The sequence below is a fragment of the Tepidimonas sediminis genome (genome assembly GCF_007556605.1).
GTDB lineage: Bacteria > Pseudomonadota > Gammaproteobacteria > Burkholderiales > Burkholderiaceae_C > Tepidimonas > Tepidimonas sediminis.
The window spans coordinates 1-20,287 of the sequence record NZ_VJND01000020.1; the positions used below are offsets into that span (position 1 = coordinate 1).

Genomic DNA, 20,287 nt, shown 5'->3' on the forward strand with positions numbered 1-20,287 from the left:
GGCGTGGGGCCTGGGGGCGGTGCTGCCCCGGCTGGGGGTGCCCGGGGTGGATGCGCTCCTGGCGCTGTGGCCGCTGCTGGCCTGGGCGGTGACGCTGGTGGCGGTGGCGGGCGTGGCCAACGCGGTCAACATCATCGATGGCTTCAACGGGCTGGCGGCCGCGACGTCGATGCTGATGTTCGCGGCCTTCGGCTATGTGGCCTGGGCGCTGGGGGATGCGTTCATCGTCCAGGTGTGCCTGGCGATGATCGGCGCGCTGGCGGGGTTTTTCGTGTGGAACTACCCGCGCGGGCTGATCTTCCTGGGCGATGGCGGGGCGTATCTGGTGGGCTTTCTGCTGGCCGAGGTGGCGGTGCTGCTGGTGGTGCGGCATCCGCAGCTGTCGCCGTGGTTCTGCCTGCTGGTGTGTGCGTACCCGATCACGGAGACGCTGTTTTCGATCTACCGTCGCTGGCGGCATGCGTGTCACCCCGGGATGCCGGATCGGCTGCACTTGCATTCGCTGATCTGTCGGCGGGTGCTGCGCGGCGCGAGTCGAACGCCCGAGACCAAGATCCGGCGCAACAGTGCGACGTCGCCGTACCTGTGGGGACTGACGGGGGTGGCCGTGCTGCCGGCGGTGTTGGCCTGGCGGCAGCCGTGGGCGATGGTGCTGGGGGTGGCGGGGTTCGTGGCCGTGTACGTGGCGTTGTATTGCGCCATCGTGCGGATGCGCACCCCCAGCTGGCTGCGCCGGCGGTTGGCGTGAGGAAACGGGTAGGATGTTGGACCAGAGATTCAGTTGGAGGATGCGTGTGCGACGTGAGCAGTGGATGCGGCGCCTGACGGCGGCCGGTTGCCTGGCGGCGGGGGTGTGGTCCGCCGCGCTGGCGTGGGCGCAAGGTGGGCCGGTCATGATTGCCCCCCATACTTCGGGCGGCATGTCCATCGGCTTGGGGACTGGTACAGCCCCTGTGGCTGAGACCGGCGGGTCGGCGCCGTCAAGCCCGGCTGCGGGTGTCAATGCCGACGCGGGCGTGCCGCGCATCCGCAACGCGCCGGGGGGCTTGGCGGTCGAAGGGGAGCAGATGACGCAGCCGGGCGTCCAGACCGGAACTGCGGCCGAGGCGGACACGGCGGACGACCGGGGGCGCCGCGGCAGCGAGTTCCAGCGCTTCGTGGCCGAGGCCACGGGGGTGACGCTGCCGCGGTTCGGGGAGCGTTTCTTCAGCGGGCCGACGACGTTCGCGCCGGTGGATCGGGTGCCGGTGCCGGCGGACTATGTGCTGGGGCCGGGTGACGAGCTGTTGATCCGCGCCTGGGGCTCGGTGGACATCGACTACCGCGCCGTGGTGGACCGCACGGGGCTGATCAGCCTGCCGCGCGTGGGCACGGTGCGCGTGGCGGGCCTGAAGGCAGGGGAGGTGGAGAGCTTCCTGCGGCAGCAGGTGGGCCGGGTGTTCCGCAACTTCGAGCTCAACGTCACGCTGGGGCAGCTGCGCAGCATCCAGGTGTACGTGGTGGGACAGGCGCGCCGCCCGGGCAGCTACACGGTCAGCAGCCTGAGCACGTTGATCAACGCGGTGCTGGCCTCCGGCGGGCCATCGGCCACCGGCTCGATGCGCGCGATCGAGCTGCGCCGAGCCGGGCGGGCGGTGGCGATGCTGGATCTGTATCAGTTCCTGCTGCGTGGGGATCAGAGCGCGGACGTGCGGCTGCAGCCGGGCGACGTGATCGTCTACCACCCGGTGGGGCCGCAGGTGGCGCTGATGGGCGCGACGGACAATGCGGCGATCTTCGAACTGCGTGCCCAAGGCGAGACGCTGCGCGACCTGATCGGCTACGCCGGGGGGCTGCCGGCCATCACGGCCACGCACCAGGCGATGCTGGAGCGGCTGGAGCGCGACCGTCCACGCGATCCGCGCAAGGTGCAGACGCTGGCGCTGGACGAGGCGGGGCTGGGGCAGGTGCTGCGCGACGGTGATGTGGTGACGCTGTTCCAGGTGGCACCGCAGTTTGCCAACGCGGTGACGCTGCGGGGCAATGTTTGGGAGCCCCTGCGCTACCCGTACAAGCCGGGGATGAAGATTAGCGATCTCATTCCGGAAAAAGCAGCGTTGTTGACCAAGGATTTTTATCGGCGCAAGAATTCGTTGGTTCAGTTCATTGGGGAGGCCCAATCGGCGATCGACCCCGATAATAAAGACGGGGCGCGCTCGGCCCAATTGCCCACCTTGCAGTCGACTTCGGCGAGTGTGCCGCCGACGTTGTCGCCAACCTTGCCGGACGAGCCCAACTGGGAATACGCCGTGGTGGAGCGGCTCAACCCGAAGACGCTGAAGGTGGAGCTGCTGCCGTTCCACCTGGGGCGGGCGGTGGTGGAGCGCGATCCGCGCGAAAACCTGGAGCTGCTGCCCGGGGATGTGGTGACGATCTACGGGCGCAAGGATCTGCGCGCGCCGCAGGCCACCGCGACCCGGCTCGTGCGGGTGGAGGGAGAGGTGATGCGGCCGGGCATCTACCAGCTGGAACCTGGGGAGACGCTGCGCGCACTGCTGAAGCGGGCCGGTGGCTTTACGCCGCAGGCGTATGTGTACGGGTTGGAGTTCTCGCGCGAGAGCACGCGCCAGAAGCAGCGCGAGGCGATCGCCGAGGCGGTGCGAAGGCTAGAGGCCACGCTGGCGTCGGAGGCAGCGAGCCAGACGGCCAACTTGGGAACCACCGACGTCAACGCGGCGGCGCGGCTGCGTGAGGCTCAGATGGTGGCGGCCAAGGCCCAGCTGAATCGCCTGCGCAACTTGCAGCCCAACGGCCGGATCGCCTTGCAGCTCAGCCCGACAGCCGGATCCGTGGACGATTTGCCGGAAGTCCCACTGGAGGATGGCGACCGCGTGCTGGTGCCCGCGCGCCCGGGCTTCGTCTTTGCCGTCGGTGCGGTGGCCAACAGCAATGCGCTGATCTGGCGCCCGGGGCGGACCGTCGGGGACTACCTGCGGCAGGCCGGCCTGGAGCCGAGCGCCGACGAGGACAACATCTTCGTGGTGCACGCCGACGGCTCGGTGACGCACCGGCGCGATGGAGGCTGGCTGCTCAACCGGCTGACGAGTCTGGAATTGGCGCCGGGTGACGTGATCGTGGTGCCGGAGCTGCTCAATCGCGAGACGACTTGGAGCGCCTTTGTGCGGGGCCTGAAGGACTGGACGCAGATCCTGTACCAGTTCGGGCTGGCGGCGGCGGCCATCGACACGCTGCGCCGTTGAGGGAGGAAGGCATGGAGAGCATGCGCAACGAAGCGGCGGGCGGTGACGCCGGGGTGGCGGAGGACGAGATCAGCCTGCTTGATCTGGCTCTGGCCCTGGCCGAGCACTGGAAGCTGCTGATCTTCGGCCCGCTGCTGGCGGGTCTGGCGGCGCTGGGCATCGCCTTCGTGGTTCCGCCGACGTTCACGGCCACGGCGGTGATCCTGCCGCCGCAGCAGCAGCAAAGTGCCGCCGCCGCGGCGCTGCAGTCGCTGGGGGCGCTGGCGGGGGTGGCTGGTGCTGCGGCCGGCATCAAGAACCCGGCGGATCAGTACGTGGCCCTGATGAAGAGCACGCGCGTCAGCGACCGCATCATCGAGGCGTTCGGGCTGATGGAGGTGTACGAGGCGGACTTCCGCGAGGACGCGCGCAAGGCGTTGGCGAACAATGTCAACATCGTCGCCGGCAAGCAGGATGGCCTGATCCGCATCGAAGTGGACGACCGCGATCCGCAGCGCGCGGCGGCGATGGCCAACCGGTACGTGGAGGAATTGCGGACGCTGATGAACGAGCTGGCCGTGACCGAGGCGCAGCAGCGGCGCCGCTTCTTCGAAGAGAAACTGGCCGAGGCGCGCGAGCGGCTGACCCAGGCGCAGACGGCGCTGCAGGCCAGCGGCATCAACGAGGGTGCCTTGCGCGCCGAGCCCAAGGCTGCGGCGGATCGCTATGCCTCCTTGCGAGCACAGGTGACGGCGGCGGAAGTGCGTCTGCAGGCGATGCGCGCCTACCTGACCGAGCAGGCGCCGGAATTCCAGCGCGCGCTGGCGGAGCTGACGGCGCTGCGCCAGCAGCTGGCGCGTGCCGAGGCCGACAATGCCCAAGCTGCCGTCGGCGACTACATCAATTTGTATCGGGACTTCAAGTACGCCGAAACGCTCTTCGACCTGTTCGCCCGCCAGTATGAGCTGGCGCGGGTGGACGAGAGCCGCGAGGGGCTGCTGGTGCAGGTGGTGGACGCCGCGCAGCCGCCCGAGCGCAAGAGCAAGCCCAAGCGCGCGCTGGTGGCCGTGCTGACCACGCTGGTGACGGGTTTCGTCCTGATGCTGGCGGTGCTGGTGCGCAGCGCGTGGCGCAACGCGGCGCGCGATCCGGAGTCGGCGGCCAAGATAGCCCGTCTGCGCGAACTGCTGCGCTGGCGGCGCGAGCCAGCGGTGGGGTAAGGCAGGCCGTGGTGCCGCCAGGAGGTGTGCGATGACGGGCGACTCCAGCATCCTGCGCTGCGCGAAGCGGGTCGGCCTCGTGATTGCGCTGGTCAGCCACGGTGCCTGGGCGGCCGAAGGCGCGCCCCGTGGGGCGGAGGCGCCGCCGCTGCGCGAGGGGCGCTGGGTCGCGACTTATGAATCGTGGCAACTGCCCGCCGGCGAGACGATGGGCATGGTCGGCGGGCGCATGCTGTGGGGCCTGGGGGACGGCTGGCACGCCGGCCCGGCAACCTATGGGGCGGTACGCGGGCAGCGCGGGGGCTTCATCACCTTGGGGCTGGAGGCCGAACGGCAATGGACGCTCGGCGCAGGCTGGACGGCGAATGCCGGGGTGTTCGTGGGCGGGGGGGGCGGCCGCGGCGGGCTGGAGCTGGCGGGCGGCGGCCTGATGCTGCGCACCCACGTCGGCCTCGACTGGGCCTTCACGCCGCGCGATCGCCTCGGCGTCGGTCTCAGTCACGTGCGTTTTCCTTCGGAAGGAGCCATCCGCAGTACCCAGCCCTATCTGCGCTATGAACATCGCTTTGACGCTGCCCTGACCCTGGGCTGGTCTTCGCAGGCTCCGGCGAACTGGGCCCCGCTCGCCTGGAAGGAACATGGCTTGGCGTTGCGCTGGCGGCGCATGAAGCCGGACGCCTCGTCCAGTCGGGTCGAGGGGGGCAGGGTGCAGCAGTTCGACCTGCTTGGGGTGGCCTGGACGGCGCACCCCTGGGGCGATGGGCGTTGGCTCGGTCTGGCGGCCGATGGCGCGTTGGGTGGCGGCAGCGCGGGGTACATGCAGATCCTGGCCCAGGCCGGCTGGCGTCAGAATCTTGGGTCCGGTGCGCACGGCGGGCTGTGGGTGGCGGCTGGTCCGGCCGGTGGCGGCGGAGTGGATACGGGGGGGGGTCTGTTGACCGAGATCGGCGTGGGCTTTGCCCAGCGGATCCACCGGGACTGGCTGGTCGAGGTTGGGTGGGTTCGGCAGCGAGCCCCAGGGGGGCGATTCGACGCCGACGGCTGGCAGGTCGGGCTGAGGTACCAACCCGGGGTGTCCGGCGAAACCGGAACCGACTGGACGGGGCGACCCTTGCGTGTGCGGGCGTTGCATCAGACTTACCGTGGACAAAACCGTGCCTGGCGGTCGTTCGATGCGGACGAGGCGGTGCAGCTGGCCGGCTTGGCCGTGGATGCCGTGATCGGGAGAGCTCCTGGCGGGGCTTTCGGCTACGTGACTGGGCAAGGGGTGGCCGCACACACCGGGCGCGCCGGCGCCTACATGGCTGGGTTGGTGGGCGCCGGGGTGTCCGTGCCGCTGGCGCAGCGGTGGAGCTTGGAGGCGGAAGGCCTGTTCGGCGCCGCTGGCGGTGGAGGACTCCGTACGGGCGGCGGGCTCGTTGGGCAGTGGCAGGTGGGTCTCGGCTGGCGGCTGGGGCGACATTGGAGCGCCACGCTCAGTGCGGGGCAGCTGCGAGCGTTCAACGGTGACCTGCGCGCCCGTTTGGTGGGCGTGGCGCTGACGTACGACGCGACGGCGTGGGTGCCGGGGCGATAATCCCGATTCGACGCAAGGGAGAGGAAAAAACAATGGCCCCCGAAGTTCCGAAGCATGTGGCTTTCATCATGGACGGCAACCGCCGCTGGGCGCGTGCGAGGATGCTGCCGGTGGTGGCCGGCCATGCGGCGGGGGCCAAGCGGGTCCGCGGCATCGTCCAGGCTTGCGCCGAGCGTGGCATCAGCCACGTGACGCTGTTTGCCTTCAGCACGGAAAACTGGCAGCGGCCGCTGGAGGAAGTGGCGCGCCTGATGCAGCTGTTCGAGCGCTATCTGCGCAGTCAGATCGACGACCTCAACGCCAACGGCGTCCGGCTGCGCATCATCGGTGACCGCAAGCGTTTCAGTCCGGTGCTGCAGAGCCTGATCGAGCAGGCGGAGCAAGCCACCGCCGACAACGACCGCCTGACGCTGATGGTGGCGGCGAACTACGGTGGGCGCTGGGACGTGCTGCAGGCGGTGCGGCGACTGGCTGGCGAACGGGGCATCGAGGCTGTGCTGGAGCTGGATGAGGCCGCCCTGCAGCCGTGGCTGAGCACCGGTGATGCCCCGCCGGTCGATCTGGTCGTGCGGACGGGGGGCGAGTGCCGGATCAGCAATTTTCTGCTGTGGCAGGCCGCGTACGCGGAGCTGTATTTCACCGAGGTGCTCTGGCCGGATTTCGGCGTGCGGCAGCTGGACGAGGCGCTGCGCTGGTATGCGCGGCGGGAACGGCGTTTTGGCGGCGATGGGACCGTGCGCGAACGGTTGCGCGCTGCGGCGTCCCCCGCAGGAGCCTAGAATCCGCGTCTTTTCCGTTGACCGTCTTTCGACCGCCGTGACGCCGACCCTTGGCCATCTGCCCGCAACAGCCCACGAACGCACGATTCCCCCCCTGATCCTCGCCGGCCTGGAGCCGCTGGTCATCGGGCCGGGCAGCCTGTTCGTCAACATCGGCGAGCGCACCAACGTCACGGGGTCCAAGGCGTTTGCGCGCATGATCCTGGAGGGGCGGTTCGAGGACGCGCTGGCGGTGGCGCGCCAGCAGGTGGAGGCCGGCGCGCAGATCATCGACGTCAACATGGACGAGGCCATGCTGGACGGCAAGGCCGCGATGGTGCGCTTCCTCAACCTCATCGCCGCCGAGCCCGACATCGCGCGCGTGCCGATCATGATCGACTCCTCCAAGTGGGAGGTGATCGAGGCGGGCCTGAAGTGCATCCAGGGCAAGGGGGTGGTCAACTCGATCAGCCTGAAGGAGGGCGAGGCGGAGTTCCGCCGCCAGGCGCGGCTGGTGCGCCGCTACGGCGCGGCGGCGGTGGTGATGGCCTTCGACGAGGCAGGGCAGGCCGACACGCTGGCGCGGCGCATCGAGATCTGCCGGCGCGCCTACCGCATCCTGGTGGAGGAGGTGGACTTCCCGCCCGAGGACATCATCTTCGACCCCAACATCTTCGCGATCGCCACGGGCATCGAGGAGCACGCCAACTACGCGGTGGACTTCATCGAGGCCACGCGCTGGATCAAGGCCAACCTGCCCGGGGCCAAGGTCTCAGGCGGGGTGTCCAACGTCAGCTTCTCGTTCCGCGGCAACGAGCCGGTGCGCGCGGCGATCCACACGGTGTTCCTCTACCACGCGATCCGCGCCGGCATGGACATGGGCATCGTCAACGCCGGGCAGATCGGCGTCTATGACGAGCTCGACCCGGAGCTGCGCGAGCGCGTGGAGGACGTGGTGCTGAACCGCCGGCCCGACGCCACCGAGCGGCTGCTGGCGATCGCCGACCAGGTCAAGGGCGCGGCCAAGGACGAGGCGGCGCAGCAGGCGTGGCGCGCGCTGCCGGTGGACAAGCGGCTGGAGCACGCGCTGGTGCATGGCATCACCGACCACATCGTGGAAGACACCGAGGCGTGCTGGCGCGAGGTGGAGGCGCGCGGCGGCCGGCCGCTGGAGGTGATCGAAGGGCCGCTGATGGCGGGCATGAACACGGTCGGCGACCTGTTCGGCGCCGGCAAGATGTTCCTGCCGCAGGTGGTCAAGAGCGCGCGCGTGATGAAGCAGGCGGTGGCGCACCTGGTGCCCTACATCGAGGCCGAGAAGGCCCGCCTGCAGGCCGAGGGGGGCGAGGCGCGGCCGCGCGGCACGATCGTGATCGCCACCGTCAAGGGCGACGTGCACGACATCGGCAAGAACATCGTGGCCGTCGTGCTGCAGTGCAACAACTTCAACGTCGTCAACATGGGCGTGATGGTGCCGTGCCACGAGATCCTGGCCAAGGCCAAGGAGGTCGGCGCCGACGCGGTGGGGCTGTCGGGCCTGATCACGCCGAGCCTGGAGGAGATGCAGCATGTGGCCGCCGAGATGGACAAGGACCCCTGGTTCGTCGAGCGCGGCGTGCCGCTGCTGATCGGCGGGGCCACCACGAGCCGCGTGCACACGGCGGTGAAGATCGCGCCCAACTACCGCGGCCCGGTGGTGTACGTGCCGGACGCCTCGCGCGCGGTGGGGGTGGCGCAGGCGCTGCTGGGCGAGCAGCGCGAAGCCTTTGTCGCCGAGGTGCGCGCCGACTACGAGCGCGTGCGCGCGCAGCACGCCGCCAAGAAGCCGGTGGAACTCTGGCCGCTGGCCAAGGCGCGCGCCAACCGTACGCCGATCGACTGGGGCGCGTGGCAGCCGGTGCGCCCGAGCTTCACCGGCCGGCGGGTGCTGAAGCACCTGGATCTGGCGGAGCTCGCCCGCTACATCGACTGGACGCCGTTTTTCCAGACCTGGGATCTGGCCGGGCGTTTCCCGGCCATCCTCGACGACGAGGTGGTGGGGCAGGAGGCGCGGCGCCTCCATGCCGACGCGCAGGCGATGCTCAGGCGCCTGATCGACGGGCGCTGGCTGCAGGCGCACGCGGTGCTGGGTTTCTGGCCCGCCAGCGGCGAGGGCGACGACATCGTGCTGTACGCCGACGAGGCGCGCACGCAGCCGCTGTTGACGTGGTTCAACCTGCGCCAGCAGACGCCGAAGGAGGAGGTGGACGGCGCCCTGCGCCCGAGCCGCTGCCTGGCGGATTTCGTTGCGCCCAAGGCCAGCGGCGTGGCGGACTGGGTGGGGGCGTTTGCGGTGACGGCGGGCCACGGGGCGGATGAGCGCGCGCAGGCGTTCGAGGCGGCGCACGACGACTACCAGGCCATCATGCTGAAGGCGCTGGCCGACCGGCTGGCCGAGGCCGCGGCCGAGTGGCTGCACGAGCGCGTGCGCCGCGAGCTGTGGGGTTACGCGCCGGATGAGCGCCTGACGAACGAGGAGCTGATCGCCGAGCAGTACCAGGGCATCCGCCCGGCGCCAGGCTATCCGGCCTGTCCGGACCACACGGTCAAGCCGGCGCTGTTCGACCTGCTGGGGGCGGCCGACATCGGCATGGGGCTGACCGAGAGCCTGGCGATGACGCCGGCGGCCAGCGTCTGCGGCTTCTATCTCGCGCACCCGCAGGCGCGCTACTTCAACGTCGGGAGAATCGGCCGCGACCAGCTGCAGGACATGGCGCAGCGCCGCGGCCTGCCGGTGGAGGAGCTGCAGCGCTGGCTGGCGCCGAACCTGTGAGGTCCCGGCGGGGACGGCGCCTGAGCTGCCGGCGGTGGTCTCAGGCAGCGGCGGTGCCGGCGCGGATCTCGTCGATGGTCGTCAGGCCCTGCAGCACCTTCAGGATGCCGTCCTGGCGCAGGGTGCGGAAGGGGCCGTGCGCCATCGCCGCGTGCTGCAGCGCCTCGGCCGGCGCCTTGGTCTGGATCAGGCGGCGCAGCGTGGCGTCGACCACCAGCAGTTCGTGGACGCCGAGCCGGCCCCTGTAGCCGGTCTGGTCGCACGCCGGGCAGCCCACCGGCCGGCCGAGCCGCGGCCCGTCGGCCGGCAGCCAGGCCGCCCACTCGGCACGTACCGCCTCGGCCGTGGGGCGCAGCGCCTCGGGGAAGGCGTGGCGGTACTCCTCCACCAGCTCCTCGATCTCGGCGTCGGTGGCCGCTTCCAGCCGCGCGCACTGGCGGCACAGGCGCCGCACCAGCCGCTGCGCCAGCACCGCCACCAGGGAGTCGGCGAAGTTGAACGGATCCATGCCCATGTCCAGCAGCCGGATGACCGTTTCCGGCGCGCTGTTGGTGTGCAGCGTCGACAGCACCAGGTGGCCGGTCAGCGAGGCCTCGATGGCCATGCGCGCGGTTTCCTCGTCACGGATCTCCCCGACCATGATGACGTCGGGGTCGGCGCGCAGGAAGGCGCGCAGCGCCTTGTCGAATGTCCAGTCGATTTTGGGGTTGATCTGGACCTGGCGCAGGTCGGGGTGGGTGATCTCGATCGGGTCCTCGGCGGTCCAGATCTTGCGGTCCGGCGTGTTGATGTGCTGCAGCAGCGCGTGCAGCGTGGTGGTCTTGCCGCTGCCGGTGGGGCCGACGCACAGCACCATGCCGTGCGGGCGCTGCACCGCGGCCAGCAGCGCCTGCTCGTTGGAATTGGTCAGGCCCAGCTCGGCCACCGTCATCGCCTTGGCCGACGACAGGATGCGCAGCACTACGTCCTCGGCGCCGCCGTAGGTGGGGATGGTGGCCACGCGCAGCTCGATGCGATGCTGCGGCGAGAACTTGGCGAAGTCGATCTTGCCGTCCTGCGGCTTGCGGCGCTCGGCGATGTCGAGGTCGCACATGATCTTGAGCCGCGCCACGAGCGCCGCGCGGTAGGTGTGCGGCAACTCCATGTACGGACGCAGCCGGCCGTCCTTGCGCAGGCGGATGCGCACCTTGCGCTTGCCGGGGAAGGTCTCGACGTGGATGTCGGAGGCGCCCTGCTGGTGCGCCTCGATGATGATCGAGTTGATCAGCCGCACCAGCGAGTTGTCGGACTGCTCCACCGGCGGCAGCTGGTCTTCGTCGCCCTCGGCGCCGAGCTCCAGCGACTCCAGCAGCGCCTCGGCGCTGGCGGGTGGCTCGCCGGCGCCGGCCTCGGCCGCAGCGGGCGGCGTGCCCGCGTCCAGCCCGAAGCGCGCGTACGCCTCGGTGACGGTGCGCGCGTCCAGCGGCGTACTCGACAGCGCCGGCACCACCTTGCACTGCAGCGAGAATTCCAGCTCGTCGACGGTGGCGCGGCGCGACGGATCTTCGGCGGCGATGATCAGCGTGCCGCCTCTCCACAGCAGCGGCACGATGCGCAGCCGGCGCGCGGTGGCCAGCGGCACGCGGCGCAGGGCGTCGGCGTCGATCGGAAACTGCTTCAGGTCGACGACCGGGTAGCCCATCTTGCGCGCCAGCGCCACGCGCAGCTGCTCGCGCGTGAGCTGGCCGCTCTGCACCAGCAGTTCGCCCAGCGGCACGCTGCGCTCCTGCTGCTGGCGCTTCAGCGCCTCCTCCAGCTGCTCCTGCGTGATGAAGCCGAGCGCGGTCAGCGCCTCGCCGATGCGCACCAGCGGCATGCGCTGCTGCTCCTCCAGCGCCATCAGCAGCTGCTCGGGCTTGACGATCTCCTTGATGACCAGGTAGTCGCCGAGCTTGCGCCGGCGCATCGCCTCCTGCTCGCGCGCGGCCAGCTCCACCTGCTCGGGCGTGAGCGCCTGCTGCTCGACCAGCACGCGGCCGATGGCCTCGCCGACCTGCAGCTCGCGGTAGGCCTCGCGCGGGATGAAGAGGCGGCGCACGCGGTCGTGCTCGTCGATCGGCTCGAACAGGAAGACGCCGGCGTCGGATTCGACGTGGCCGATGGTCTGGCCGCTGCGCGTGGTGCCGTCGGTGAGCTCCAGCCGGTAGGGCAGGCGCGGGCGGTAGCGCACCAGGGCCTCGAAGCTGCTGTCGGGCGGCTGGGTGTCGGTGATCTCCACCGGCGCCAGCGGCGTGGTCAGCGTCAGCCGGCGGAACATGTCGAAGCGCAGCGGCATCACCGCGCGCGACGGCGGCACCCGGATGTGCGCCAGCCGCTGGTCCAGCTCCAGCGCCACCAGCACGCCGCTGCGCACCTGGCCGTTGACGCCCTCGATCTCGCACGGCTCGGGGCCGCCCTGGGTCGGCGTGCCGTAGCCGACGTAGGGCGGGGTGGGCCAGCGCAGCGGGGCGTGTTCGGGCTCGGCGGGGGCGGTGGCGTGCATCGCGGACGGTAGAGCAGGCTTACGCGCGATTATGCGGGCAAGCCGCCCAGGGCGGGCCGGTATTGCAGCGCCTCGGCCACGTGCTGTGTCTGCACGGCCACAGTGTCGGCCAGGTCGGCGATGGTGCGCGCCACGCGCAGCGTGCGGTGCAGCGCGCGGCCGGACCACCCGAGCCGCTGCGCCGCCTGTTCCAGCAGGCGCTGCGCCGCCGGCTCCAGCCGCGCGTGGGCGAGCAGCGCCTCGCCCTGCAGGGCATGGTTGGGACAGCCCTGGCGCGCCAGCGCCCGATCCCGCGCGGCGGCCACGCGCTGGCGCACCACCGCGCTGGGCTCGCCCGGCTGGGCCGCCAGCAGCGCCGCCGGCGGCTGCGCCGGCACCTCCACCTGCAGGTCCAGCCGATCCAGCAGCGGGCCGCTCAGGCGCGCGCGGTAGCGCTGCACCTGCTCGGGCGTGCAGCGGCAGGGCTGCACGGGGGAGCCCAGGTGCCCGCACGGGCACGGGTTCATCGCCGCCACCAGCTGGAAGCGCGCCGGGTATTCGACCTGCCACTGCGCGCGTGACAGGCGGATCGTGCCCGTCTCCAGCGGCTCGCGCAGCGCCTCCAGCGCCGCGCGCGCGAATTCCGGCAGCTCGTCGAGAAACAGCACGCCGTGGTGGGCCAGCGAAATCTCGCCCGGCCGCGGCGGCGAGCCACCGCCCACCAGCGCCGCGGCGCTGGCGCTGTGGTGCGGCGCCGCCCACGGGCGGCGGCGCCAGTCCTGCGGCCGGAAGCGCCCGGCCAGCGAGGCGATGGCCGCGGTCTCCAGCGCCGCTTCGTCGTCCAGCGGCGGCAGAAGGCCCGGCAGGCGCTGCGCCAGCATCGACTTGCCGCTGCCGGGCGGGCCGATCAGCAGCAGGCTGTGGCCGCCGGCGGCGGCGATCTCCAGCGCCCGCCGCGCGGCCGCCTGACCCTTGACGTCGGCCAGGTCCGGCACTCCGGGCTCGTCGGCCCGCGCCGGTGCGGCGCCGGCCAGCCGTCGCCAGCCGTCGGGCGGCGCACCGCCGGCCAGTCCGTGCACCACGTCGGTGAGGTGCCCGGCGCGCACCACCGTCAGGCCGGGCACGAGCGCGGCTTCCTCGGCGCTGCCGGGCGGCAGCACCAGGACGCAGGGCGGTGCGCCGCGCACCATTTCGGTGCGCAGGGCCAGCGCCGCCGGCAGCGCGCCGCGCACCGGCCGCAGCGCCCCGCTGAGCGAGAGCTCGCCGGCGAATTCGTGCCCCTGCAGGGCCGCGGCGTCGAGCTGGCCGCTGGCGGCCAGGATGCCCAGCGCGATCGGCAGGTCGAAGCGCCCCGACTCCTTGGGCACGTCCGCGGGCGCAAGGTTGACGGTGATGCGCTGGTTGGACGGCCACGTCAGGCCGCAGGTCTGGATCGCGGCGCGCACGCGCTCGCGCGCCTCCTTGACTTCGGTGTCGGCCAGCCCGACCAGCGTGAAGCTGGGCAAGCCGTTGGCCAGGTGCACCTCCACGTGCACCGGCAGCGCCTGCAGCCCCACCAGCGTGCGGCTGCGCACCACGCACAGACCCATGGCGATGCGACTCCTCCCTTGCGTGCCTGCGTCCACGACGGCGTGCATCTTGCCACAACGCCCCGTGCCGGGCGCAGGTGCCGGCGGCTGGCACGATTCATGCTTCCTCGGGCAGCGTGCCGGGGCATCCGCGCGCAACCCACTGGAAAGAGGACTGCCATGAAATTGGTCACCGCCATCATCAAACCGTTCAAGCTGGACGAGGTGCGCGAGGCGCTCGCTGCCATCGGCGTGCAGGGCGTCACCGTCACCGAGGTCAAGGGCTTCGGGCGTCAGAAGGGCCACACCGAGCTGTACCGCGGCGCCGAGTACGTCGTCGACTTCCTCCCCAAGGTCAAGGTCGAGGCCGCCGTGCCCGACGAGCGCGTCGAGCAGGTCATCGAGGCCATCGAGGGCGCGGCGCGCACCGGCAAGATCGGCGACGGCAAGATCTTCGTGCTGCCGCTGGAGCAGGTGATCCGCATCCGCACCGGCGAGACCGGTGTGGAGGCGCTGTGACGCCAGCCAACCGTTCCATCCATCCACCAACCGAGGGATCCGCCATGAAACGATTGCTCTCCACCCTGTGCGTGGGTCTGGGACTGTGGTTCGGCGCCGCCGCCATGGCCCAGACCGCCGAGCCGCCCAAGGAGGCGGCCCCCGCGCCGGCCGCCGCCGCGGTGGCCGAGGCCCCCGCCGAGCCCGCTGCCGCCACGGCCGCCGCCGAGGGCGAGGCCAAGCCTGCCGTCACCGTCGACAAGGGGGACGTGGCCTGGATGATGACCGCCACGCTGCTCGTGATCCTGATGGTGTTGCCGGGCCTGGCGCTGTTCTACGGCGGCCTGGTGCGCAGCAAGAACATGCTGTCGGTGCTGATGCAGGTGATGATGGTGTTCTCGCTGATCAGCGTGCTGTGGGCGATCTACGGCTACAGCCTGGCGTTCGGCGGCGAGGGCGCGATCATCGGCAGCCTGGACAAGGTGTTCCTGATGGGAGTGACGATGGAGTCGCTCGCGGACACCTTCACCGAGAACGTCAAGATCCCCGAGCTGATCTTCGTCGCGTTCCAGGCCACGTTCGCCGGCATCACCTGCGCGCTGATCGTCGGCTCGTTCGCCGAGCGCATCAAGTTCGGGTCGGTGCTGCTGTTCTCGGCCATCTGGTTCACGTTCAGCTACCTGCCGATCGCCCACATGGTCTGGGGCCCGGGCGGCTACCTGCTGGACAAGGGCGCGCTGGACTTCGCCGGTGGCACCGTGGTGCACATCAACGCCGCGATGGCGGGCCTGGTGGGCGCCTACATGCTGGGCAAGCGCATCGGCTACGGCCGTGAGGCCATGCCGCCGCACAGCCTGACGCTGACGATGGTGGGCGCCTCGCTGCTGTGGGTGGGCTGGTTCGGCTTCAACGCCGGCTCCAACCTGGAGTCCACCGCCGGCGCGGCGCTGGCCTTCCTGAACACGCTGCTGGCCACGGCCGCCGCGGTGCTGGCCTGGTCGATGGGCGAAGCGCTGCACAAGGGCAAGGCCTCGATGCTGGGCGCGGCCTCCGGCGCGGTGGCGGGGCTGGTGGCCATCACCCCGGCCTGCGGTTCGGTCGGCCCGATGGGTTCGATCGTGATCGGGCTGGTGGCCGGCTTCCTGTGCCTGTGGGGCGTGACGGGCCTGAAGAAGATGCTGGGCGCGGATGATTCGCTCGACGTCTTCGGCGTGCACGGGGTGGGCGGCATCGTCGGCGCGCTGCTGACCGGCGTGTTCGCGGCCCCGGGCCTGGGCGGCACCGGCGCCGAGGACTTCAGCATCGCCAGCCAGCTGCTGGTGCAGGCCGAGGGCGTGGTGATCACGATGGTGTGGTCCGCCGTGGTCGCCGCCATCGCCTACAAGATCGTCGACCTGGTGATGGGGCTGCGCGTGACCGAAGAGGAGGAGCGCGAGGGGCTGGACATCACCTACCACGGCGAGTCGGCCTACAACCGCTGACCACACACGGACGTCCGCTGGGGGTTTGGGCCCGGGCGGCCGAGCAGGCGCCCGGGTCTTTTTTCGTGCGCGGCCGGCGGCGTCGCGCAGGCGTCGTGCGCGCCGGCCGGCGGGCGCCGTGGCCGTTACGATCGCATGATGGAATGGTGGTGGCTTGCGGCGGCCTCGGCGCTGGCCGGGTTCGTGGATGCGATCGTCGGCGGTGGCGGGCTGATCCTGGTGCCGGCGCTGTTTGCGGCGTTTCCGCAGGCCGCCCCGGCCACGCTGCTGGGCACGAACAAGAGCGCCTCGATGTGGGGTACGGCGGCGGCGGCGTGGCGCTACGTGCGCCGCGTGCGGCTGCCGTGGGGCGCCCTGCTGCCGGCGGTGGCGGTGTGCTGGGCCGGCGCCTGGGCCGGGGCCTGGCTGGTGACGCGGGTGCCCGCCGAGCCGCTGCGGCTGGCGCTGCCGTGGGTGCTGCTCGTGCTGCTGCTGTACACGCTGGCGCGCAAGGATCTGGGCCGGCGCCACGCGCCGCGCTGGCGCGGCCGCGCCGAGACGTTGGCGGCGTGCGCGGTGGCCGGCGCGATCGGCTTCTACGACGGTTTCTTCGGCCCCGGCACCGGCAGCTTCTTCGTCTTCGCCTTCGTGCGCGTGCTGGGCTACGACTTCCTGCACGCCAGCGCGGCGGCCAAGCTGCTCAACCTCACCTCCAACGTGGCCGCGGTGGGGCTGTTCGCGTGGAAGGGGCACGTCTGGTGGGCGCTGGGGCTGGCGATGGCGCTGGCCAACGTGGCCGGCAGCCTGCTGGGCACGCGGCTGGCGCTCAGGCACGGCGCCGGCTTCGTGCGCGGGGCCTTCCTGCTGGTGGTGGCGGCGCTGATCGCGAAGACCGGGTGGGATGCTTACGCGCCACTCGTGCGCGGCTGACGGGCGGGTGGCGCGGGGTTCAGTCGCGCGGCGGCCAGGGGATGTCGTCGATGTGGCGCGGCGTGCCGATCGGCGCGGCGCTGTGGCCGCGCTGGGTGGCGGCGATGTCCTCCTCGCTCGGGTACAGGCCCAGCAGCAGGTAGTCGAAGACGCGGCGCACGATCGGCGCGGCGTGCGCGGCGCCGAAGCCGGCGTTCTCGACGATGGCGGCGACGACGACGCGCGGCGCCTCCAGCGGCGCAAAGCCGATGTAGAGCGAGTGGTCGCGCTGGAACTCGGCCAGGCGCTGGGCGTCGTAGCGTTCGCGCTGGCCGATCGTGACGGCCTGCGCGGTGCCGGTCTTGCCGCCGCTGCGGTACGGCGCGCCGGCGAACACGCGCGCTGCGGTGCCCTCGGTGGTGACGGCGGCCATCGCCTCCAGCACCGTGCGCAGGTGTTCGGGCCGGTAGCCCAGCGGCCGCGGTGGCGCGGGCGGCGGCAGCGGCTCGGCCGCCGCGCCGGGGGCGGCGGCGGCCAGCGCCAGGTGCGGGGTGACGCGCTGACCGCCGTTGGTCAGCGCCGCCAGCGCCGTGGCCAGCTGCAGCATCGTGAAGCTGTTGTAGCCCTGCCCGATGCCGAGCGAGATCGTCTCGCCCGGGTGCCAGCGCTGCTGCTCGGCCGTGCGGTAGGCGGCCCGCTTCCAGGCGGGGCTGGGCAGGATGCCGCGCACCTCCCCGGGCAGGTCGATGCCGGTGAGCTGCCCGAAGCCCAGCGGCGCCATGAAGTCGTGGATGGCCTGCACGCCCATCTCGTGCGCCAGCGTGTAGTAGTAGACGTTGCTGGACAGCACGATGCTGCGCCGCAGGTCCACCATGCCCAGGGCGTGCTCGCCGTGGCTGCGGAAGCGGTGGTTGCCCAGCATCCAGTAGCCGGGGTCGTGGATGGCGGTCTGCGGCGTGCGCAGGCCAAGCTCCAGCGCCGCCAGCGCCATGAACGGCTTGTAGGTGGAGCCGGGCGGGTAGGTGCCGCGCAGCGCGCGGTTGAGCAGCGGGCGGTCCGGCGATTCGTTGAGCGCGCGCCAGTTGTCGGCGTCGATGCCGTCGACGAACAGGTTGGGGTCGAAGCTGGGCATGCTGACCAGCGCCAGCACCTCGCCGTTGCGCGGATCCAGCGCCACCAGCGCGCCGCGGCGCGCGCCGTACAGCCGCTCGACCAGGTGCTGCAGGCGTGCATCCAGCGTCAGGTGCACGTCGTGGCCGGCCTGCGGCGGGGTCAGCCCCAGGCGGCGCACCGCCCGGCCGGTGGCGGTGGTTTCCAGCCGCTCCAGGCCGGTGCGGCCGTGCAGGCGCTCCTCCTGCGCGGCCTCCACGCCCAGCTTGCCGATGTGCGTGCTGCCGCGGTAGTTGGCCTGGCGCTCCTCCGGCCAGTCCTCCATCAGGGCGCGGTCGCGCTCGCTGATGCGGCCGATGTAGCCGATCGCGTGCGCCGCGGTCGGCCCGAGCGGGTAGCGGCGCAGGCGCCGCGCCTGGATCTCGACGCCGGGCAGATCCCACAGGTGTGCGGCCAGGCGCGCCATCTCCGCCTCGCTCAGGCGCGTCTTCAGCGGCAGCGGGTCGAAGCGCTTGGATTCGGCGCGCAGGCGGCGGAAGCGCTGCAGGTCACGCGGCGTCAGCTCCACCAGCTCGGCCAGCCGCTGCAGCGTGGCTTCCAGATTCGGCGTGCGGCCCGGGGTGACCTCCAGCGTGTAGACCGGCAGATCGTCGGCCAGCACGGTGCCGTGCCGGTCCAGGATGCGGCCGCGCGGCGGCACCAGCGGTACGATGGCGGTGCGGTTGCCCTCGGCCTGCGCGGCGTGGCGCTCGTGCTGCACGATCTGCAGCACCCACGCGCGCCCGGCCAGCAGCGCCAGCAGCGCCAGCGCCAGCCCCAGCGCCACCCAGGCGCGGTGGCGCTGCCGGGCGATGCGTCGGTCCACCTGGGTGTGCAGCGACATGGGCGCGGACTACAGCGGCCGGGTCTCGTCGGGGTCGGGGGCGCGGCGCTGCGGCGCCAGCAGCACGTGCGTGGCCAGCGGCCAGGCCAGCGTGGTGGTCAGCGGCGCCAGCAGCAGCGGCCAGGGCGGTGCGCCGTCGCCGGCCAGCCAGCGCACCAGCGCCTGCAGGCCGGTGGCCAGCGCGAACAGCGGCAGCACGTGCAGCATCTGGCCGCGCTGGTCGAACCACAGCACGCGCCGGTGCAGCGCCACCGCGCCGTAGCCGAGCACCGCGTAGGCCAGCGCGTGCTGGCCCAGCAGGGCGCCGTGGGCGACGTCCAGCACCAGGCCGGCGACGAACGCCGTGACCACGCCGATGCGGCGCGGCTGGTGCATGCTCCAGAACGCCAGCGCCAGCGCCAGCCAGTCCGGCAGCCAGGCCAGGCGGCCGGCCAGCTGCCCCTGCACGATCGCCAGCAGCGCCGCCGCCGCCAGGCTGCCCCAGACGAACGTGGGGTTGGCCGGCAGCAGCAGGACTTGACCGCGCGGCAGGATCATCGCGCCGTCTCCCCGCCGCCGGCCGCGGCCTGGGGGCGCTGCAGCACCAGCACGTGCAGCGCGTCGCGCACGTGCGCCAGCGGCGCGGCTTCCACCAGCGCCAGACCGTCACCCTGCGGCTCCACGCGCACCACCTGCGCCACCGGCAGCCCCGGCGGGTAGACGCCGTCGATCCCGCTGGTGACCAGCGTGTCGCCAAGGCGCGTCGCGGTGCCGGCGGGCACGAAGCGCAGCAGCAGCCGCGGCTCCTCCAGGCTGCCGTTGCCGAACAGCAGGTGACGCTCGCCGGTGCGCGTGTTGAGCACCGGCACCGCCAGGCGCGGGTGCACGAGCAGCGTGACCTCGCTGGTCCACGGCAGCACGCGCGTGACCTGCCCGAGCACCCCCCAGCCGTCCATCACGGTGGCACCGGGCGCCACGCCGTGGCGCGCGCCGCGGTCGATCACGACCGCCGGGCGGTAGGGGTCGGGCAGCGCGTGCAGGATCTCGGCGCCCTGCGCCTGCGGCCACAGGCGCTCGCGCAGGCCCAGCAGCGCGCGCAGCTCGCGGTTCTCCTGCGCCAGGTGCTCCACCAGACCGGCGCGGTCGGCCTGCTGCGCCAGCGCCTGCCGCGCCTCCTCGGCCTCGCGCCGCGCGGTGTGCACGTCCACCAGGTGGCCGGCCAGCCATTGCAGGCCGTGCACCGGCTGCAGCGCCAGCCACTGCAGCGGATACAGGGCGGTGGCCACCCCGTGGCGCAGCAGCGGCGTCAGGCGCAGGCGCGCGTCCAGCACCATCAGCAGCACCGCCAGGCAGCTCAGCACCAGCAGCTTGGTCAGCGCCGGCGTACCCTGCCGGAAGAAGGGCGGGGGCGTGCGGTCGAGCGTACCCGGCGGCATCGGCGCGGAAGGGGAGTCGGGCACGGCGGCGCCGGCGCGCCGCTCACTCGCTGGTGAAGATGCCGTGGCCGAGGCGGTCCATCTGTTCCAGCGCCATGCCGCAGCCGCGCACCACGCAGGTCAGCGGCTGCTCGGCCACGAACACCGGCAGGCCGGTCTCCTCGGTGAGCAGGCGGTCGAGGTCGCGCAGCAGCGCACCGCCGCCGGTCAGCATCATGCCGCGGTCGGCGATTTCGGCGCCCAGCTCCGGCGGGGTGTTTTCCAGCGCGATCTTGACCGCGCTGACGATCTGGTTGATCGGCTCGGTCAGCGCCTCCAGCACCTCGTTGGAGCTGATCGTGAAGCTGCGCGGCACCCCTT

At 72.0% G+C, this 20,287-nt stretch carries 15 protein-coding genes; 9 read left to right on the forward strand and 6 right to left on the reverse strand.

From position 1 onward, the window contains the following. The 6 genes from Tsedi_RS11595 to metH form a co-directional block, all read left to right on the forward strand. A partial coding sequence (locus Tsedi_RS11595; protein WP_143896786.1) for a glycosyltransferase family 4 protein occupies window positions 1–748 on the forward strand: 748 nt, incomplete at its 5' end. 319 nt (window positions 749–1,067) lie between these two features. Beyond that, window positions 1,068–3,239, forward strand: coding sequence for an SLBB domain-containing protein (locus Tsedi_RS11600; RefSeq protein ID WP_185970665.1), 2,172 nt, complete (start codon window positions 1,068–1,070; stop codon window positions 3,237–3,239). A gap of 11 nt (window positions 3,240–3,250) precedes the next feature. Beyond that, window positions 3,251–4,438, forward strand: coding sequence for a Wzz/FepE/Etk N-terminal domain-containing protein (locus Tsedi_RS11605; RefSeq protein ID WP_246099269.1), 1,188 nt, complete (start codon window positions 3,251–3,253; stop codon window positions 4,436–4,438). 31 nt (window positions 4,439–4,469) lie between these two features. Then, complete coding sequence (locus Tsedi_RS11610) at window positions 4,470–6,014, forward strand: hypothetical protein (protein WP_143896790.1); 1,545 nt, start codon at window positions 4,470–4,472, stop codon at window positions 6,012–6,014. Between the two features lie 32 nt (window positions 6,015–6,046). After that, a complete protein-coding gene (gene uppS, locus Tsedi_RS11615) occupies window positions 6,047–6,793 on the forward strand; it encodes a polyprenyl diphosphate synthase (RefSeq protein WP_143896792.1) in 747 nt (248 codons plus the stop codon). 37 nt (window positions 6,794–6,830) lie between these two features. Further along, a complete protein-coding gene (gene metH / locus Tsedi_RS11620; RefSeq protein WP_246099270.1) occupies window positions 6,831–9,584 on the forward strand; it encodes a methionine synthase in 2,754 nt (917 codons plus the stop codon). A 40-nt stretch (window positions 9,585–9,624) separates the two neighbouring features. On the opposite strand, the gene Tsedi_RS11625 is transcribed toward metH, so the two are convergent. Together Tsedi_RS11625 and Tsedi_RS11630 are read right to left on the reverse strand one after the other, a co-directional pair. Then, window positions 9,625–12,105: a GspE/PulE family protein gene (locus tag Tsedi_RS11625; protein WP_246099271.1), complete on the reverse strand. Its 2,481-nt coding sequence runs from the start codon at window positions 12,103–12,105 to the stop codon at window positions 9,625–9,627. 29 nt (window positions 12,106–12,134) lie between these two features. Next, window positions 12,135–13,673: a YifB family Mg chelatase-like AAA ATPase gene (locus Tsedi_RS11630; protein ID WP_143896796.1), complete on the reverse strand. Its 1,539-nt coding sequence runs from the start codon at window positions 13,671–13,673 to the stop codon at window positions 12,135–12,137. A gap of 159 nt (window positions 13,674–13,832) precedes the next feature. Between Tsedi_RS11630 and Tsedi_RS11635 the strand changes: the two genes are divergently transcribed. The 3 genes from Tsedi_RS11635 to Tsedi_RS11645 all read left to right on the forward strand — a co-directional run bounded on the left by Tsedi_RS11635 (window position 13,833) and on the right by Tsedi_RS11645 (window position 16,540). After that, on the forward strand, window positions 13,833–14,171 hold the full coding sequence (locus Tsedi_RS11635) for a P-II family nitrogen regulator (RefSeq protein WP_143896798.1): 339 nt from the start codon (window positions 13,833–13,835) through the stop codon (window positions 14,169–14,171). Window positions 14,172–14,215: 44 nt separating this feature from the next. Continuing rightward, entirely contained in the window at window positions 14,216–15,631 is a 1,416-nt protein-coding gene (locus Tsedi_RS11640) for an ammonium transporter (protein ID WP_143896800.1), read from the forward strand. Between the two features lie 138 nt (window positions 15,632–15,769). Next, complete coding sequence (locus Tsedi_RS11645; protein ID WP_143896812.1) at window positions 15,770–16,540, forward strand: TSUP family transporter; 771 nt, start codon at window positions 15,770–15,772, stop codon at window positions 16,538–16,540. A 19-nt stretch (window positions 16,541–16,559) separates the two neighbouring features. Here Tsedi_RS11645 and mrdA read toward each other — a convergent pair whose 3' ends face one another. From mrdA to Tsedi_RS11665, 4 genes are all read right to left on the reverse strand, one after another. Further along, window positions 16,560–18,512 carry a penicillin-binding protein 2 gene (gene mrdA / locus Tsedi_RS11650; protein ID WP_143896802.1) on the reverse strand — a complete coding sequence of 651 codons (1,953 nt, stop codon included), beginning with the start codon at window positions 18,510–18,512 and terminating at the stop codon, window positions 16,560–16,562. A gap of 9 nt (window positions 18,513–18,521) precedes the next feature. Continuing rightward, the gene (gene mreD, locus Tsedi_RS11655) at window positions 18,522–19,049 is read right to left on the reverse strand and encodes a rod shape-determining protein MreD (protein WP_143896804.1); all 528 of its coding nucleotides are present in this window, start codon (window positions 19,047–19,049) and stop codon (window positions 18,522–18,524) included. After that, on the reverse strand, window positions 19,046–19,927 hold the full coding sequence (gene mreC, locus Tsedi_RS11660) for a rod shape-determining protein MreC (RefSeq protein ID WP_143896806.1): 882 nt from the start codon (window positions 19,925–19,927) through the stop codon (window positions 19,046–19,048). The genes mreD and mreC overlap by 4 nt, the downstream gene beginning before the upstream one ends. Window positions 19,928–19,970: 43 nt before the next feature. Next, window positions 19,971–20,287 (reverse strand): rod shape-determining protein (locus Tsedi_RS11665; RefSeq protein ID WP_185970666.1); only part of this gene is annotated, 317 nt, incomplete at its 5' end.